The 16,601-nt window shown below is 65.9% G+C and carries 12 protein-coding genes; 3 read left to right on the forward strand and 9 right to left on the reverse strand.

The features are described from left to right. Positions 1 to 33: 33 nt before the first annotated feature. The 6 genes from AC3WMU_RS13690 to ppc form a co-directional block, all read right to left on the reverse strand. On the reverse strand, positions 34 to 1,374 hold the full coding sequence (locus AC3WMU_RS13690; protein WP_006227170.1) for a short-chain fatty acid transporter: 1,341 nt from the start codon (positions 1,372 to 1,374) through the stop codon (positions 34 to 36). Between the two features lie 174 nt (positions 1,375 to 1,548). Continuing rightward, positions 1,549 to 2,484 (reverse strand): 3-hydroxyacyl-CoA dehydrogenase family protein, encoded by a 936-nt coding sequence (locus AC3WMU_RS13695; protein WP_006227171.1) that lies wholly within the window; start codon positions 2,482 to 2,484, stop codon positions 1,549 to 1,551. A 285-nt stretch (positions 2,485 to 2,769) separates the two neighbouring features. Then, on the reverse strand, positions 2,770 to 5,172 hold the full coding sequence (locus AC3WMU_RS13700) for a TonB-dependent siderophore receptor (protein WP_280029306.1): 2,403 nt from the start codon (positions 5,170 to 5,172) through the stop codon (positions 2,770 to 2,772). 210 nt (positions 5,173 to 5,382) lie between these two features. After that, entirely contained in the window at positions 5,383 to 6,369 is a 987-nt protein-coding gene (locus AC3WMU_RS13705) for a FecR domain-containing protein (RefSeq protein ID WP_492282497.1), read from the reverse strand. A gap of 6 nt (positions 6,370 to 6,375) precedes the next feature. Further along, on the reverse strand, positions 6,376 to 6,897 hold the full coding sequence (locus AC3WMU_RS13710; protein ID WP_280029289.1) for a sigma-70 family RNA polymerase sigma factor: 522 nt from the start codon (positions 6,895 to 6,897) through the stop codon (positions 6,376 to 6,378). A 99-nt stretch (positions 6,898 to 6,996) separates the two neighbouring features. After that, complete coding sequence (ppc, locus tag AC3WMU_RS13715; RefSeq protein WP_280029292.1) at positions 6,997 to 9,846, reverse strand: phosphoenolpyruvate carboxylase; 2,850 nt, start codon at positions 9,844 to 9,846, stop codon at positions 6,997 to 6,999. Positions 9,847 to 10,013: 167 nt separating this feature from the next. Between ppc and queC the strand changes: the two genes are divergently transcribed. Beyond that, complete coding sequence (gene queC, locus AC3WMU_RS13720) at positions 10,014 to 10,724, forward strand: 7-cyano-7-deazaguanine synthase QueC (protein WP_088591076.1); 711 nt, start codon at positions 10,014 to 10,016, stop codon at positions 10,722 to 10,724. Positions 10,725 to 10,974: 250 nt separating this feature from the next. Beyond that, the gene (locus tag AC3WMU_RS13725) at positions 10,975 to 12,567 is read left to right on the forward strand and encodes an EAL domain-containing protein (RefSeq protein ID WP_006227177.1); all 1,593 of its coding nucleotides are present in this window, start codon (positions 10,975 to 10,977) and stop codon (positions 12,565 to 12,567) included. Here the strand turns inward: AC3WMU_RS13725 and AC3WMU_RS13730 are convergent. Both AC3WMU_RS13730 and AC3WMU_RS13735 read right to left on the reverse strand, forming a co-directional pair. Further along, a complete protein-coding gene (locus tag AC3WMU_RS13730; protein WP_006227178.1) occupies positions 12,545 to 13,726 on the reverse strand; it encodes an MFS transporter in 1,182 nt (393 codons plus the stop codon). The two genes, AC3WMU_RS13725 and AC3WMU_RS13730, sit on opposite strands and share 23 nt — an antisense overlap. Continuing rightward, the gene (locus AC3WMU_RS13735) at positions 13,723 to 14,268 is read right to left on the reverse strand and encodes a GNAT family N-acetyltransferase (RefSeq protein ID WP_006227179.1); all 546 of its coding nucleotides are present in this window, start codon (positions 14,266 to 14,268) and stop codon (positions 13,723 to 13,725) included. The genes AC3WMU_RS13730 and AC3WMU_RS13735 overlap by 4 nt, the downstream gene beginning before the upstream one ends. A gap of 119 nt (positions 14,269 to 14,387) precedes the next feature. On the opposite strand from AC3WMU_RS13735, the gene AC3WMU_RS13740 reads away from it, so the two are divergent. Continuing rightward, positions 14,388 to 15,278 carry a LysR family transcriptional regulator gene (locus AC3WMU_RS13740; protein ID WP_492282498.1) on the forward strand — a complete coding sequence of 297 codons (891 nt, stop codon included), beginning with the start codon at positions 14,388 to 14,390 and terminating at the stop codon, positions 15,276 to 15,278. Here AC3WMU_RS13740 and AC3WMU_RS13745 read toward each other — a convergent pair. After that, positions 15,226 to 16,263 (reverse strand): 2-isopropylmalate synthase, encoded by a 1,038-nt coding sequence (locus AC3WMU_RS13745; RefSeq protein WP_006227181.1) that lies wholly within the window; start codon positions 16,261 to 16,263, stop codon positions 15,226 to 15,228. The two genes, AC3WMU_RS13740 and AC3WMU_RS13745, sit on opposite strands and share 53 nt — an antisense overlap. Positions 16,264 to 16,601: the final 338 nt, after the last annotated feature.

Genomic DNA, 16,601 nt, shown 5'->3' on the forward strand with positions numbered 1-16,601 from the left:
CAGTTCCTGTCTGTTCGATGAATACGCGGGCAATCAGTGCGTGGCGTAGCCCCAGGCCAGCACGGCGGTGATGTGGATCACGCCGACCCACAGCATCATGATGACGGTATAGCCCATCACGTCGCGCAGCTTGAGTTTCGACAAGGCCAGCGCCGGCAGGATCCAGAAGGGCTGCACCAGGTCGTTCCAGGCGTTGCCCAGCATGACGGCCATGGTCGTCTGGTTCAGCGCGCTGCCGATTTCCTTGGCCGCGTCGATCATGAACGGACCCTGGATGACCCAGTGGCCGCCGGCCGACGGGGCGAAGAAGTTGATGAAGAACGAACTGATCAGGCCCCAGAACGGCAGGGTTGCCGGCGTGGCGAAGTCCACGAACACCTGCGAGATCGACGTCACCAGGCCGGAGGCGGCCATGATGGCCATGATGCCGGCGTAGAACGGATATTGCAGGATGATCCCGGAGATCGTCTTGATGCCTTCGGTCAGCTTGGCCACGTAGGCGGCCGGCGTGCCCAGCAGGATGATGCCCAGGAAAAGGATGATGAAGTTGATCAGGTTCAGGTCCAGCGAACCGCCGTCCATGAAGTGGAACGTCACGTAGGCGATGCCCAGCGCGCCGATCAGCATGGAGAGGATGCGGCTGTTATTCAGCTTCGAGGCGATGGTGCCCTTTTCCAGCATGTCTTCGACGGCGCTGGACGCGTTGGCGTCGCGGTCGATGCCCGGGTCCACTTCAACGATCTTCTCGCCCTTCTTGGGGTGCAGCCAGGCGTTGAGCAGCGGCAGCGTGATGATGATGACCAGGCTGGTGATCAGCATGGGCACCGAGAAGATGGTTTCCGACAGCGGGATGGTGCCCATCTGCTTGGCGGTGGGGTGGCCGGGAGTGGCGACCAGCACCGGGATGCTGGCGGACAGGCCCAGGCCGTACATCGTGAAGCCGCTATAGGCCGCAGCGATGATCAGCGGGTAGTGCACGCCCTTGACCTTCAGCGCCAGTTTCTTGGCGACGATACCGCCGATGACCAGACCGAAGCCCCAGTTCAGGTAGCTGCCCACGCCGCCGACCAGCGTCGCGACGATGATGGCGGTGTGTGGACGGTGCACGTGGCTGACGATGCGGTTGAGCAGGCGGTCGGTCAGCGGCGCGGTGGCCAGCACGTAGCCCATGGCCAGGATCACGGCCATCTGGGTCGTGAAGGCCAAGAGGCTCCAGAAGCCCTTGCCCCAGGCGCGGGTGACGTCGCCGATGCTCTGGCCTTCGATGCCCATGGCAAGCAGCACGGTCAACAGGGTCAGCGCGATCGCGAAAACGAAAGGATCGGGCAGATACTTGCGCATCAGCTCGGTAAAGAATGAAGCGAGTTTATTCATGGTGCCTCCAACAACTCCGTAGGCGGGTTCTCTAGTGTCTTGCCTCGCCCGTCACCGGGTGGCGGTGCGGGCGGGAGCGACGTCTGGTTTTCTTTGTGTGGTGGGCTCGTGGCCCGTCGGCGCGGTTGGCGGTTGCCCCCGCGCCTTATCTGTTGTGAATTCGTAGGGGCGCCGTCAGGCGTCGCCGGCCTTGCTGTTGAGCCACGCAGCCAGTTCGCCCAGCGTGGCGCTTTTCTCGCGCAGCACGCGTTCGCGGCGTTCGGGGCTCCAGGAGTAGAAGCCCTGGCCGCTCTTGGCGCCGATCTGTCCGCTTTCGACCTTGCTCTTGAGCAAGTCGGACGGCTCAGTCCGGTTTTCCAGGTCTTTGTAGAGATAGCTGGCGATCGCGTAGTGCACGTCGATGCCGTTCATGTCGCGCTGCTCCAGCGGGCCGGACAGGGCCAGGCGCAGCCCGAGGCTCCACTTGACCACTTCGTCGATGTCTTCCGCGCTGGCCACGCCCTTTTCCAAAAGCGAGATCGCTTCGCGGGCCAGCGCGTGCTGGATGCGGTTGGCGATAAAGCCGGGGATGTCCTGGCGCACCAGCACGGGCCGCTTGCCGGCGAAACGCAGCGTGGCCATGACCTGGGCGACGGTGGCCTCCGAGGTGTCGTCGTTGCGCACGACTTCGACCAGGGGGATGACGTCGGCAGGGGTGAAGAAGTGGGTGCCCACGAAGCGGTCGCGGCGCGCGACGGCGCTGGCGATGGCGTTGATGGACAGGCCCGAGGTGTTGGTGGCGAACAGCGTGTGGGCCGGGCACAGGGCGTCAAGCTTGGCGAAGATGCCGCGCTTGAGCTCCAGGTTTTCCGGTACGGCTTCGATGACAAGGTCGCAGCTGGCGGCGGCGTCCAGGCTGGGCTCGAAGCGGATGCGGCCGATCGCGGCTTGAACGTTGTCCGGGGCGTAGACGTTCAATTGGCGTTCGATGGTCTTCAAGGCGCGGGCAAGGGCGCCTTCCATCGGATCGATCAGGACGATGTCGAGTCCCTTCGAGGCGAATAGCGCGGCGATGCCGCTGCCCATGGCGCCTGCGCCGATGACGGCGAGATTCTTGAGGGGAGTATCCATGATGGTTCGCTCGGTGCTGTCTTGCAGGCTGCTGCGGTTCAGTCAGGCACGCGGGCGAATCAGGGTGAGCTCTGTCTCTTCCTAGGGTGCCTTTCTGTGCGGCGAGGCCAGAAAAATCGTTTTGTTCTATATGCGAACATTTGTGCGTATATAGAATTTCTGGTGGGAATAGTACTAAAAGTCACCGAGGATGGACAAATGGGGATTTTTTGGCGTTCATCTGGTGGACGCCTGAGGGTGGGCAGGGGCTTGCCGGGAAGAGCGTCTTCCCCTGCCGCGTCGGCTTTACCAGCGGTAAGTCGCGGTGCCGATCACCCGGCGTGGTTCGCCGTAGAAGCAGCCGTAGGTGCAACTGCCGATGTACGTCTTATCGGTCAGATTGGTGGCGTTCAATGCGAATTTCCATGGCCCCGTGGTGTAGCTGACCATCGCGTCAATCAGGGTGAAAGAGGGCACTTCGACGGCTGTGCCGTGCGCCATGCCGCGGGTGCTGCCTACGTAGCGGACGCCGGCGCCCACCCTCAGTCCGGGCAGGCCGAAGTCGCCGAAGCCATAGTCCCCCCAGAGCGAGAATTGGTTGAAGGGGACCGAGTTCAGGCGCTTGCCCTCTTCGCCGGGTTGCAAAGGGCTGGCCTTGAGCGTGCGTGCATCGGTGTAGGCATAGGCCGCGATCAGGTTGGCATGACGGCCGATGCGGGTGCGCGCCTCCAGTTCCAGGCCCCGCGAGCGCGCCTTGCCGGCCTGGATCTGGTAGGACGTGTCCAAGGGGTCGGTCACGGTCACGTTTTTTCGGATCAGCTGGTACACCGACGCCGACAGCAGCATGCCCGAACCGGCGGGTTGATACCGCAGGCCCGCCTCGTACTGTTCGCCGCGGGTGGGTTCGAAACGATTGCCCTGGCGGTCCTGGCCGAGGGTCGGTTCGAACGACTGGCTAAAGCTCACGAAGGGGGCCAGGCCGTTGTCGGCCAGGTAGACCAGCCCGGCGCGGCCGCTGAACGCCTGGCTTTTCTCGTTGTCCGCGTACTGCTCTTGCGTGAACAGGTTGTGTTCGTTGCCGGTCACCCAGTCTTGCCGCCCGCCCAGCAGCACGACCCATTTGTCGACGATCTTCATCTGGTCCTGGAAATATATGCCCAGTCGCTTGTTGTCGCCCTTCGTTGACGAGCCGTAGTTGGGCGTGGCGGGCCCCAGCGGACTGCCGTATGTCGGGTCGAAGAGGTCAAGGTTGTCCAGCGTCTGGAAATAGCGCCTGCTCTCGTGCCGTGGCATCGAGTAGTCCAGCCCGGCCAGCAACGTGTGGTCGACGACACCGGTGCGGGTCTGGTATTGCAGCGACGTATCGACGGACAGCGCCGACGATTTGTCCTGGCGGGGTGAGAAGCCGCGGTCGGCAGTCCTGCGCTGATCGGGCGTCAACTGCCAGATGTCGGTGGAGTTGTAGTCGCTCTTCGCGTTGACGTAGCGCAGGTTGTGGCGCAGTTTCAATTGGCTGCTGAAGGCGTGCTCGAACAAGTATCCGACGGAAAAGCGTTCCATCTTGAACTCGTCCAGGCCGGGTTCGCCCGTGAAGCGATCGCGCGGGATGTCGCCGTTGATGTTGGGCAGTACCGTGCCCTGCGCTGGCAGGCCGTAGACGTAGGCGGTGCGGTCTTTCTGATACTCGGCCAGGAGCGTCAGCGAGGTCGCCTCGCTCGGCTGCCATTTGATGGCCGGCGCGACGTAGGTCCGGTCATCGGGTACATGGTCGATGAAGGTGTCGCTGTCGCGCTTGAGCGCGGTCAGCCGGTACGACCATATGCCGTCTTGGTCCAGCGCGCCGCCGAAATCGGCGGCCACCTGTTTGCGGCGGAAGCTCCCCGCCTCCACATTCAGTTCCCGCAACGGTTCGAGGGTGGGGCGTTTGCTGACGGTGTTGACGATACCGCCCGGCGGCATTGCGCCGAAGAGGACCGACGAGGCGCCTTTCAAGAACTCGATCCGTTCCAGACCGTAGGGCTCTTGCCTGCCGTCGTAGATGTTGACGGTGTACAAGGAGCCGTCGCGGTAATAGCTGCCCTGGTTCGAGCGAAATCCTCGTAGGAACAGGCTATCCGTGGTCCTGTCCAGGCCCTCGGCGCGGCTTACGCCCGCGACATACCCCAACGCGTCCTGCAGGCTCTGCGATTTGAGCGTTTCGATTTCTTCCGCGCCCACCACTGTGATCGACTGCGGGGTTTCGATGATGGGCGTATCGGTCTTGGTGCCCGTCGCGCTGAGCGTGGCCGCGTAGCCGTGGAAAGGCCCCGTGGCCGTCTCTGCCTGTCCCGTGACCGTCACGGGATCGAGCAGCGCGGCGTCCTCTCGCAAGGCGGGTGCCGCTTTCAGCGTGAAGCTGCCGTTGGGTTCCGGCGATGCCCGCAGGCCGTGGCCGCGCAGCAGTTCGGCGAATCCCTCGCGCACGGTGTAGTTGCCCGACAGCCCGCTGCTGCGCTTGCCTTGCAGCAAGCTCGCGTCCATGGTCAGTTCCACCCCCGCCGCGTTGGCGTAGGCGTTGAGCGCCTGGCTCAGCGAGCCGCCGGCGATGACGTAGCTGCGCTTGGCCTCCACGGCTTGCGCCTGGGCCGCTGGCGCGGCGGCGACGGCCGTCAGTGCGGTGCTGATCAGCCAGGCCAATCGGGCCGCGGCGGTGCGGCGGCCCAACGCCATGCGGGAGGACGCGGAATGGGATGCCGGCGCGGCCAACGAGCGGCCGCGGCGATGGGACGGGTGATGACGGGACATGGTCTTGGGCCTGCTGCTTGGGTTCAAGGTTGAGGAGGTTCACCCTGTATCCCGAACGAGGCGGCCCAAAGGACAATCGCCAGCCAAAAAAAGTTGTAACGCGACAGGTGCGGGCAGCTTCGGCATGGGGCGCGTTCAGTCTGCCGCCCGCACCGTCACCCAATAGCGGCTGCGGTAGACCACCGTCACCGGCAGGCCGCGCGTCAGGTTATCCAAGGCCCGATCGGTGTCGCGCAGCGAAAAGACGCCGCTGACGCGCAAATCCGCGACGGCTGGGTCGCAACGCAGCAGGCCAGACCGGTAACGGGCAAGTTCTGCAACAAAGGCGTCCAGGCGCATGTCGTCAGCCACCAGCACGCCACGACTCCAGGCTGCCGCAGTCTCGGACACGGGCTCAAGCGGTTCAACACCATATTGCGAGAAGCTTGATCCCCGGCCGGCTTCCACGCGCACCGCCTCATCCTGCGCGCGGGCCGGTCGTATTTCCACCGCGCCTTCGAATACGGCGACGCGAGAAGCCGTGTCGTCGTCGCGAACGGTAAAGCGGGTCCCCAGCGCCTGGACGGTGCCGTGCCGGGTGCGCACCCGGAAGGGCCGGGGCACGGCGGCTGCGTCCGGGGCCGTGGCAATGAGGATTTCTCCGGCGCGTAGGACCACCAGTCGCTCGTCGTGCGTAAACCGCAGATCGATCGCCGAGCCTGTGGACAAGGTGATGTGCGAACCGTCCGGCAGTGTCAGCGCCAGGATTTCGCCGGTGCCGCTGCGATAGTCGGACGTGGCGGCTTGCCACGTATCGGTGCCGCGCATTGCGAAGCCGGCGCCGATGGCCACCGCGCCCAGGCCCAATGCGCGCAGGGCGCGCCGTCGTCCGGCCCCAGCGGGGGCGCGCAACGCCTGGCGTGCGGCATCGCGTGGCACGCTGCCCAGCTTGTGTTCGAACGCGATCAATCGCTGCCATGCTTGCTCATGGTCTGGATGCCGGGCGCGCCAATGGGCGCACGCGGTCCGATCCTGCTCGGTGACATCGTCGGACCACATCTGAGCGATCCACGCGGCCGCCTGGCGCATGATGGCGGGTTCGATGGGCCGGTCCGGCTGCGCAAGGCCTGTCGTACCCGTCATGGCCGTTCAGCCGCCGGCCGCCAGCTGCGCCTGATAGCAGGCCAGCAGCGCCGTCGCGATGTACTTCTTCACGGACGATACCGACACGCCCAGCCGGGCTGCGATCTCGGTGTAGCTCAACCCGTCCAGCCTGCACAGCAGCAAGGCTTCGCGCACCTTGGCCGGCATGCCGTTCAGGATCAGGTCGATCTCGATCAGGGCCTGGACGGTCAGCGCACGGGTCTCTTCGGAAGGCGCGTGCGCAGGCGGCAGGTGGGCGATGGCGTCCAGGTAGGCCGCTTCAATCTGGCGACGGCGGTACAGGTCGATGACCAGGCACTTGGCGATCTGCGCCAGATGCTGGCGGGACTGATGGGGCTCGGGGACACGGCCGCTATTCAGGATGCGCAGATAGGTGTCGTGCGCCAGATCGGCCGCGTCGAAGGCGTTGCCCAGCCTGCGCCGCAGCCAGGTACGCAGCCAGCCGTGGTGCTCGCTATACAGGCTTTCGATGCCCGCTGGCGGACCGGCGGAATCGGTAATGGACATGGAAGCCCCCGGGCGCGCGGCGCCGGGAAGGCGTATGCGCTATAAAATGAGAATAATACTCATTTTATAGCGCTTGCCGGTCTGTCGGCAACGCCGGCGTCAGCCAGAATTGCGCAGTCCCGCTGCAATCCCGTTGATGGTCAGGTGAATCGCGCGTTGCACGCGTTCGTCGACGTCGGCGTCGGGGTGTTTCTGCGCCGCGCGATGCCGGCGGATCAGGTCGATCTGCAGGTAGTTCAGCGGGTCGATGTAGGCGAAGCGTTCGCGCAGCGAGTCCTGCAGGGTGGGGTTGTCGGCCAGCAGTTCGCGCTGGGTCAAGAGCTTCAGCATGGCCAGCGTGCGGGCGTGTTCGGCGCTGATGGCGCCGAAGATGCGCTCGCGCAAGGCGCGCTGCGGGACCAGTTGGGCGTAGCGGGCGGCGATGGCCAGGTCGGACTTGGCCAACACCATTTCCATGTTGGACAGCAGCGTGCGGAAGGCAGGCCAGTCGCGGGCCATTTCGCGCAGCTGGGCCAGGCGGCCGCGGCGCGAACGCGGGGCGTCGGGGGCGCCGGTTTCCAGATAGGCCTCGATGGCCGAGCCCATGCCGTACCAGCCCGTCAGCATCAGGCGGCATTGCGCCCATGAGAAGCCCCAGGGGATGGCGCGCAGGTCTTCGATGCGCTGGCCCTTCTTGCGCGAGGCGGGGCGCGAGCCGATGTTCAGGCCGGCGATCTCGCTGATGGGGGTGGCGGCAAAGAAGTATTCCGCAAAGCGCGGCGTGTCGTAGACCAGGCCGCGGTAGGTGCGCTGCGCCATGTCCGACATGAACGACATCGCCGGGCCGTGGTGCGCCATGTGCGCGTCTTCGGCGCTGGTGGCTTCGGCGCGCGGCGCCAGGCTGGATTCCAGCGTGGCCGCGACCAGCAGTTCCAGGTGCCAGCGCCCCACCTCGGCGTCCTTGTACTTGCTTTGGATGACTTCGCCCTGTTCGGTCAGGCGGATCTGGCCGGCGACGGTGCCGGGAGGCTGCGCCAGGATCGCGTCGAAGCTGGAGCCGCCGCCGCGTCCTACCGAGCCGCCGCGGCCGTGGAACAGGCGCAGGCGCACGTTGCGGGCCGAGAACACCTCGACGAGTGCGCGTTCGGCCTGGTAGAGCGACCAGTTGGACGTAAGGAAGCCGCCGTCCTTGTTGCTGTCCGAATAACCCAGCATGACTTCCTGCGCGCCGTTTTGCGCCAGCTTCACGCGCTGGCGGATTTCCGGCAGGTCCAGCCAGGCGGCCATGATCTCGGCGCCGCGCTGCAAGTCGGGGATGGTCTCGAATAGCGGCACGACCATCAGGCCGTCTTCGGCCGCGATGTCCTGGCCGGCCGGCGCGATCAGGCCGGCTTCTTTTTGCAGCACCATCACTTCCAACAGGTCGCTCAGGGTCTCGGTGTGCGACACGATGGTCTGGCGCACGGCCTGCTTGCCGTATCGGGCGCGGCCGGCGGCGGCGGCCCGCAGCACCGCCAGTTCGCGCGTGGTGTCTTCGCTGTAGGCGATCCACGGCGACGCGAGCGGGCGCGCCTGCGCCAGTTCGACGCGCAGCAGCGCCACGCGCTCGTCTTCGCTCAGCGCCAGATAGTCCAGCGCCTGGCCGTTGTGCTGCGTGCCGGCGCGCGCGAACAATTCTGCCAGCGCGCGCTCATGTACGTCGGAGCTCTGCCGCAGGTCGACGGTGGCCAGGTGGAAGCCGAAGACTTCCACGGCCTGTTGCAGCCCGGCTAGCCGCAGGCGGCCGATGGGCGCGCCATGGTGGGCAGCCAGCGACGCGGCGATCACGGCCAGGTCGGCGGACAGTTCCTCCGGCGCGCCATACGGGGGGGCTGCGACGGTGCTGCGGCGGGCCAGGTCCTGCCCCGTCAGCCCTTGCGCCGTGGCAGCCAGGCGGGCGTAGACGCCGACCAGCGCGCGGCGGTAGGGCTCGTCGCTGCGGTGCGGGGAGTCGTCGCCGCTGCTGTCGGCGAGTGCCAGCAGTTCCGGGTTGGCCGAGATCAGCAAGGTGGTGATGGACAGTTCCGCGCCCAGCGCATGGACCTCTTGCAGATAGTGTTCGAACAGCACCGTGGCCTGGCGCAGCAGCGCGCGCTCCAGGGTGCCGGCATCCACGTTCGGGTTGCCGTCGCGGTCACCGCCGATCCAGCTGCCCATGCGCAGGAACGGCTCCAGCGGGGGCGGTGGCGCGGCGAAGGGCTTGGCGGGTTCGCGGTTCAGCAGCTTGGACAGGTCCGCGTACAGGCGCGGGATGACCTGCAGGAAGGTGCTGCGGTAGTACGACAGCGCGTTCTCGATTTCGTCGGACACCGTCAGGCGCGTGTAGCGCAGCATGCGGGTCTGCCACAAGGTGGCGACGCGTCCAAGCAGGGCCGCGTCCAATTGCGCCAGTTCCTCTGGGGTCAGCTGGCCGTCGCGCAATGTCAGCGCCGAGGCGATTTCGCGGTGGACGTCCAGCGTGCTCTTGCGCTGCACTTCGGTGGGATGCGCGGTCAGCACCGGCATCACGCTGGCCTCGGCCAGCAGGCGGCGGATGCGGGCGGCGCCCACGCCATGCTTGGCAAGCGTCTGCACGGCGTCGCGCAGGCTGCCGCGCGCGGCGGAGTCGTCGGTCAAGGCGCGGGCCCGCTGGCGGCGGTTCTGGTCGCGGTCTTCGGCGATGTTGGCCAGGTGCAGGAAGTAGCTGAAGGCGCGCGCCACCGAGTTGGGGTCGTTGCCCTGCAAGCGCTTGACGCGCTGCTCCAGCAGCTTGCTGTCGGCGTCGATGCCTTCCCGGCGGAATTTCACGGCCGTGCGGCGCAGCGTTTCTATGGTGTCGAAGACGCGCTTGCCTTCGCATTCCTCAATGACCGTTCCTAACAGGCGGCCTAACAGCCGGATATCGTGACGCAAGGGTTCTGCTGAATCGGACTGCGGGCGGATGGCATTCATCGGGCGGGGATCCGTCGGGCGGCTGAAAGGGGAAGGGGAGGCAAACGGGGTGCTGAGAACTACCGGATGGGAAACGCCACCGATTTTACGCAGGCTTGCTTACGCGAGAGGCCTGGGGGCTGCGTTAAAGTTCGCCTATTCCCTTCGTCTTTCCACAAGCCCCCTTTATGCAAAACCATCAACGCCGCGCACTTGTCCTCTTTTCGGGCGGCCAGGACTCCACGACTTGCCTGGCCTGGGCGCTGGACCGCTATGCCCATGTGGAAACGGTGGCGTTCGATTACGGCCAGCGGCACCGCATTGAACTGGATGCCCGCTTGAACGTGCTGCGCGACATCCGCGCGCGCTTCCCGCAATGGGCGGCGCGGCTGGGCGAAGACCACCTGCTGGACCTGAAGGTGCTGGGCCAGGTGGGCGATACCGCCATGACGAGCGACCGCGCCATCGAGATGCAGGCCAATGGCCTGCCCAACACGTTCGTGCCCGGCCGCAATCTGCTTTTCCTGACGCTGGCCGCTGCGCTGGGCTACCGCCGTCAACTGGACGTGCTGGTCGGCGGCATGTGCGAAACCGACTTCTCGGGCTATCCCGACTGCCGCGATGACACGATCAAGGCGCAGCAGGTGGCGCTGGGCCTGGGCCTGGGCAGCCGCGTCACCATCGAGACCCCGCTCATGTGGATCGACAAATCGGAGACCTGGGCGCTTGCCCAGACGCTGGGCGGCGACGCGCTGGTTGAAACCATCGTCGAGGAAAGCCACACCTGCTACCTGGGCGAACGCGGCGCGCGCCACGGCTGGGGCTACGGTTGCGGCACATGTCCGGCCTGCAAGCTGCGTCGCGCAGGCTGGGAAAAATGGACCGCCGCCCGGGCCTGATGCCGTCCTGACTTCGCCGCGCGTTGTCGCGATGACGCGTATCGCTATATTTCGCAGCGTGGCGAGGTTTATTTTGATATGTTGAGAGTTATTCATATTAATATGAATAATGTTCAATAAAAATTGACTTAAAGTCGCCCTTTTCGTATTCAGCCCCCTTTTTTTGCGACTCTGTTCCAGGTATGGAAATGCATCCACACATTTCGATACCGTTCGATGGAACGGCATTATTAATCAGGGCTTAATCAATATGAATCGGTCGCGGATTATTCTCGTTTTTGACAACGAATTTGCAAAACGGGGCATTTCCAATTCCCTCGAGCAAATCGGTTTTATTCTGAACTCCGTCTCGCTGCTGGATGCCTCTGCCAATCGCCTATCCGGCGAGATCCTGGTGCACTTGTGTCTGCCGCGGGACCTGGACATCACCATCGGCCAGTTGCGGGCGAATTTCCTCAGCTCTACGATCATCGCGATACGCGACATCGAAAGCCCAACGGTGCGGATCAATGCGCTGCTGGCCGGCGCGGACAGTTGCTACGGCACGAACATCAGCTACAGCGAAGTGGCGGCCGCCATCCAGTCCGCGCAGCGCAAGCTCACGCTTGCCTATGCGCCGGCCGGCCATGCGGCGCGCCGGATGGAGCCCCCCCTCGGGCAGGCCGTGGCCAGTCCTGCGGCCGAAGAAAAGATCTGGCGGCTTGCGGACAATGAATGGACGCTGACCTCCCCGGCAGGCGTTGGTGTCAGCCTGACGCCAATGGAAAGGGCGATCATGAAAACCATGCTTGGGCACCCCGAAAAAATGGTGGGGCGAGGCGATTTCGCGATCGAAAGCGAGGACGTCGCGGGCAATGGCAGGTCGCTGGACCTGATCGTCAGCCGGCTCAAGCGCAAGGGCAATGTCGCGGGCGCATCCATTCCCATACGCAGCATGCGGGGCAAGGGGTACTCGTTTTCGGGCGAGTTGCGGGTTGACGGCGCGAGGCTGCCGCCGACCCCGCCCGCCATCATCCGGCCCCCCCTGCGCAAGCCTGAAGATCCTGAATACCCACTGCTGACGGCGATCCAGGACGATCGGCTGCACTTTCTCTATCAGCCTATCGTCTTGGCGCACACGCAGGAGATCGCCGGCGCGGAGGCGACGCTCGCGTGGAAGGACGCCAGCGGGATGGGCGGGGACATCGAAGGCCTGCTGCGAGACGCCTGCAAGTCGGAGGGCGCGCATGAACTGGTGGGCTGGGGGCTGCGGACCATTTCTGCCGACCTGGCCCGCTGGCGGCAGATCGGGGCAAGCCCTGGCACGGTCGTCAACATCAATGTCTCTCCCCAGAGCTTCGCCCGCCGGGACGTCGTGGACGCTATTTTGCTTGGGGTGTTTTCGTACGGGCTTTCACCGCGGGATCTGCGCCTGGAAATCACTGAAGAGACGACTTCCCAGGTGGGCTCGGCCGACATGCGCGCCGTTCTGGAAGAATTCACAAGCCTTGGGGTGCAGGTCTGGCTGGACGATTTCGGCAAGGGCTACAACAACTTGGAATGGCTATCGACGCTGCCGCTGTCCGGCCTGAAGCTGGAGAGATCCATCGTCTGGAATGCCGCGCGCCATCCGGATTCCCATAAGGTGTTGCGTTCCATCTGCCAATTGGCGAAAGACCTGGGCATTACGACCGTGGCTGACGGCATCGAAACCGATGCGCACCGTCAGGCCGCGTTGGATGCCGGGTGTGAACTGATGCAGGGCTTGCTGTTCTTCAAACCCGCTTCCAGCGATGAGTTCGCCCGCGCATTGGCCGGGCAGCGGGCGCACCACGCCGCAGTCATGCCCGAACCCGGGCGATAAAGCGCCACCGGAGCGCGAATGCCGCCGCCAGAATGGCCGCGGCCAATCCAGCAGACATCCCCATCGCGGCCCGCGCGCTGTACTGTTCGATCACGTAGGCATAGGCCACGGGCGCCGTGGCCGTCAGCAGGAAGCTGGGGATCAGCAGGGCGCCGACCAGCGCGCCGTAGCTGCGGAAATCGAACAGCGCCAGCGGCAGCGTGCCGCGGGTGATCGTCATCAGGCCGTTGCAGGCGCCATAGAGCAGGGCGTAGGCGGCGGTGGCGTAGAGGTTGCCCCGGGATAGCAAGGCCAGCAGAAAGCAAAGCGGGAACAGGCCGCTGACGGCAAGCGTAAGCGTCAGCGGGTGCAGCCTTGATCCCAGGGCCACGTCGGCCACGCGGGCGGCGAATTGGCCCACGCCCCACAGGGCCGCCACGCTCACGGCAGCGGCGGCGGCCAGGCCCAGGCCGGACAGCAACGAGATCAGATGGGCGGCGTTGCCGGCGGCCAGGAAGTTGGTCAGCATCGCAATGACCGCATACAGCGTGCCGGCCAGACGGCGTTCGCCGGCGGTGCGTGTCAGGCCGGCAGCATGCTTGTTGGCGGCCGTGGTGGGGGCGGCGTACCGTTTGCGCGGCATCGCCAGATACAGCGGCAGCGTCGCCAGAGCCAGCGCGGCATAGACCAGGACGGCGCCGCGCCATCCCAGCCAGGCGGACAGCGCATGGCCGACGGGCCACATCACCGTCGAGGCCAGGCCGCCGAACAGGGTGATCTGCGACATGGGGCGGCGTGCCGTCGGCCCGGCGGCGCGGGCCAGCGACGCGAAGGCGGCGTCGTACAGGCACAGGCGCATGCCGATGCCCAGCAGCATCCACGCCAGGAAATACACGGCGATGGCGTGGGCGGCGGCCAGCAAGGCGCAGCCGGCTGCGGCGACGACCGCGCCTACCGGCATGACGCGGTGGCCGCCCCAACGGTCCACCGCCATGCCGGCCAGCGGCGACACCAGCGCCATCGTCACGATGGCGGCGGAGAAGCCGCCGTAGACCGTGGCGGCGTTCCAGCCCAGATCGGCCGCCATGGCCGGGCCCAGGGCGCCGATCAGGTAGAACGTCACGCCCCAGCCGACCAGCTGGGTCAGGCCCAGGCAGACGATGGCGCGCGGCGGGATCACGGGCGCTGCGGCGGCGTGGCGTCGCCTTCGCCCAAGGCGCGCTGCATCAGTACGGTGTCGCGCCATTCGCCATGCTTGTGTCCGACGGAGCGCAAGGTGCCCACTGGATGGAAGCCCTGGCTGGCGTGCAGGGCCAGGGACGCGGCGTTGCGGCTGTCGCCCACCACGGCCAGCATCTGGCGCCAGCCGGCGGCGGTGCAGCGTTCGATCAGCGCGGCAAGCAGCTTGCCGCCGATGCCCAGGCCGGCGCGGCCGGCTTTCACATACACGGAATCCTCGACCGTATGGCGATACGCCGGGCGCGGGCGGTAAGGCGTGACGTAGGCGTAGCCCACCACTTCACCGTTGATCTCGGCCACCAGGTAGGGCATTTCCTTTTCCAGCACACTGCCGCGGCGTTGGCGCATCTCGGCGATGGAGGGCGGTTCCAGTTCGAACGAGGCGGTGCCGTGTTCGACGTGGTGGGCGTACAGGGTCTTGATGGCAGGCAGATCCGCGTCCGCGCTGTCGCGGATCAGGACGGTGGGCAGGGTGGGCGACATGAAATGACGGGGTGGTTCGGTGACGGGGGAAAAACCAGCCGCCAGTGTCGCGCAACGTCATGCATTAATAAAGCTTTGGATTATTATGGTTTTCATAAGTAAAACTTTGGATTGATCCGATGCGTGGCCTGAACCTGGACCATCTGCGCACCTTTGCCCAGGTAGTTGAACTAGGCAGTTTTTCTGCTGCCGCCGAGCGCGGCGGCGTGACCCAGCCCGCCGTCAGCCTGCAGATCCGTCAACTGGAGCGGCGTTTCGGCGTAAAGCTGGTTGAGCGCATCGGCCGCCGCGCCGGCCCGACCGCCGCGGGGCTGGAACTGCTGACCCATATCCGCGTTATCGATGCCGCGCTGGCGCAGGCCGAGCAGGCCATGTCCGCGCATGCGTCCCAAGTCTCCGGGCGCATCCGGCTGGGCACCGGCGCTACCGCGTGCACCTATCTGCTGCCGTCCGTGCTGGCGGACCTGCGCCGCCGCTTTCCCGCGCTGGATATCGTGGCCAGCACCGGCAACACGTCGGACATGCTGCGCGGGCTGGAGAACAACACGCTGGACATGGCTCTGGTCACCCTGCCTGCGCCGGGCCGCATGTTCCAGGTCAATCCGGTGATGGAAGACGAGTTCGTGGCGATCTTCCCTGCCCGCGACGCAGGCGCGATTCCCGATGTGGTGACGCCCCAGTCGCTGGCGGGGCTGCCGCTGGTGCTGTTTGAACCGGGCGCCCGCACGCGCCGGCTGGTGGACGACTGGTTCGAGGTGGCAGGGGTGGCGGCCAAACCCGTCATGGAACTGGGCAGCACCGAAGCCATGAAGGAAATCGTCGCGGCGGGCCTGGGCTGTGCGGTGTTGCCCAAGCTTGCCGTGTCGGGCGCGGGCCAGCGCGATGCGCTGGCCGTGCGTTCACTGACGCCGCGCCTGTCGCGCGACCTGGCCCTCGTCCTGCGCCGCGACAAGCCGCTTAGCCGGGGGTTGCGCCACCTGCAGGAGGCGCTGCTGGCGTTGCATGCGTGAACGCGTAGGGGTGGAACACATCCACGGGAAGCTGGTTGCAGTCCTGGACACATTCGCGTACGGCGGCCATGTCCGAGAAGTCCAGGCCGCTCTGCACGCCATGCAGGTCCAGGTTCATGGCCAAGGTCACCAGGTCCACGTTGCCCGTGCGTTCACCGTTGCCGAACAGGCAGCCTTCGACCCGGTCAGCGCCGGCCAGCACCGCCAGCTCGGCTGAGGCGACGGCCGTGCCGCGGTCATTGTGCGGATGCACGCTCAGCACGATGCTGTCGCGCCGCGCCAGGTGGCGGTGCATCCATTCAATCTGGTCGGCATACACGTTGGCCGTCGTGCACTCTACCGTGGACGGCAGGTTGACGATCATCTTGCGATCGGGCGTGGGGCCCCAGATGGCGCTGACGGCATCGCAAACCTCCAGCGAGAATTCCAGTTCGGCCAGGCTGAACGTTTCCGGCGAGTATTCGTAAATCCATTGCGTCTCGGGGTGCGTGTCGGCCAGCGCCCGGATCTGGCGGGTGCCGGCCAGGGCGATCTCCTTGACCTCGGCGCGCGTCATGCCGAAAACGATGCGCCGCCACTGCGGCGCGATGGGCGCATAGAGGTGCACGATGGCGCGCGGCACGCCGCGCAGCGATTCAAAGGTGCGCTCGATCAGGTCGGGGCGCGACTGCGTCAGCACTTCGATCGTCACGTCTTGCGGTATGCGGCGCTCTTCGATCAGCTTGCGCACGAAGTTGAAGTCCGTGTCCGATGCCGATGGGAACGCCACTTCGATTTCCTTCACGCCCACCGCCACCAGTTGCTCGAACATGCGCAGTTTGCGCGCGCCGTCCATGGGTTCGATCAGCGCCTGATTGCCGTCGCGCATGTCGGTGCTCATCCAGACAGGCGGCGCAGTCAGGCGGCGCGAAGGCCAGGTGCGTTCCGCGTAATCGCGTGTGAAGGGTTGCGTGGGACGGTACTTGGTTTGGGGTTGTTCAAGCATGGAAACCTCCGGCCGCGAGCAGGCGCCGCGGCATCAGAACGCCATGGCCGCAAGGCGCGGCGACGGCACAGCAAGGGGGAGGTGGCTTCAGGGCCCGTCAGCGGGCCCCGGGCTGCCGGGCGGCCACGGGGCGCAAGGCCCGGCAACCGCGCGCTAGTCGCAGGGCTAGGGGGGCGGCCGTGCCGGTCGCGCAGCCATGCCCGGCGGCCGCAAGCGCGGCGTGGGGGGCAGGGAGGGCGAACGGCAAGGGCATGGGGGCGTGAGGGGATTCAGCAGGGATTCGGGGATGGTAGGTACACTTGAAAAGCCCGTCTAACGCTATCAAGACATCCATCGTC

It is taken from the genome of Achromobacter sp. FW305-C-13 (assembly GCF_058783475.1).

Bases quoted from the DNA above. Each gene is read 5' to 3' on its own strand.
- ppc (WP_280029292.1), bottom strand. From the start codon at position 9,846: ATGAATGCCATCCGCCCGCAGTCCGATTCAGCAGAACCCTTGCGTCAC.
- queC (WP_088591076.1), top strand. From the start codon at position 10,014: ATGCAAAACCATCAACGCCGCGCACTTGTCCTCTTTTCGGGCGGCCAG.
- AC3WMU_RS13710 (WP_280029289.1), bottom strand. From the start codon at position 6,897: ATGTCCATTACCGATTCCGCCGGTCCGCCAGCGGGCATCGAAAGCCTG.
- AC3WMU_RS13695 (WP_006227171.1), bottom strand. From the start codon at position 2,484: ATGGATACTCCCCTCAAGAATCTCGCCGTCATCGGCGCAGGCGCCATG.
- AC3WMU_RS13735 (WP_006227179.1), bottom strand. From the start codon at position 14,268: ATGTCGCCCACCCTGCCCACCGTCCTGATCCGCGACAGCGCGGACGCG.
- AC3WMU_RS13705 (WP_492282497.1), bottom strand. From the start codon at position 6,369: ATGACGGGTACGACAGGCCTTGCGCAGCCGGACCGGCCCATCGAACCC.
- AC3WMU_RS13725 (WP_006227177.1), top strand. From the start codon at position 10,975: ATGAATCGGTCGCGGATTATTCTCGTTTTTGACAACGAATTTGCAAAA.
- AC3WMU_RS13700 (WP_280029306.1), bottom strand. From the start codon at position 5,172: ATGGCGTTGGGCCGCCGCACCGCCGCGGCCCGATTGGCCTGGCTGATC.
- AC3WMU_RS13745 (WP_006227181.1), bottom strand. From the start codon at position 16,263: ATGCTTGAACAACCCCAAACCAAGTACCGTCCCACGCAACCCTTCACA.
- AC3WMU_RS13740 (WP_492282498.1), top strand. From the start codon at position 14,388: ATGCGTGGCCTGAACCTGGACCATCTGCGCACCTTTGCCCAGGTAGTT.
- AC3WMU_RS13690 (WP_006227170.1), bottom strand. From the start codon at position 1,374: ATGAATAAACTCGCTTCATTCTTTACCGAGCTGATGCGCAAGTATCTG.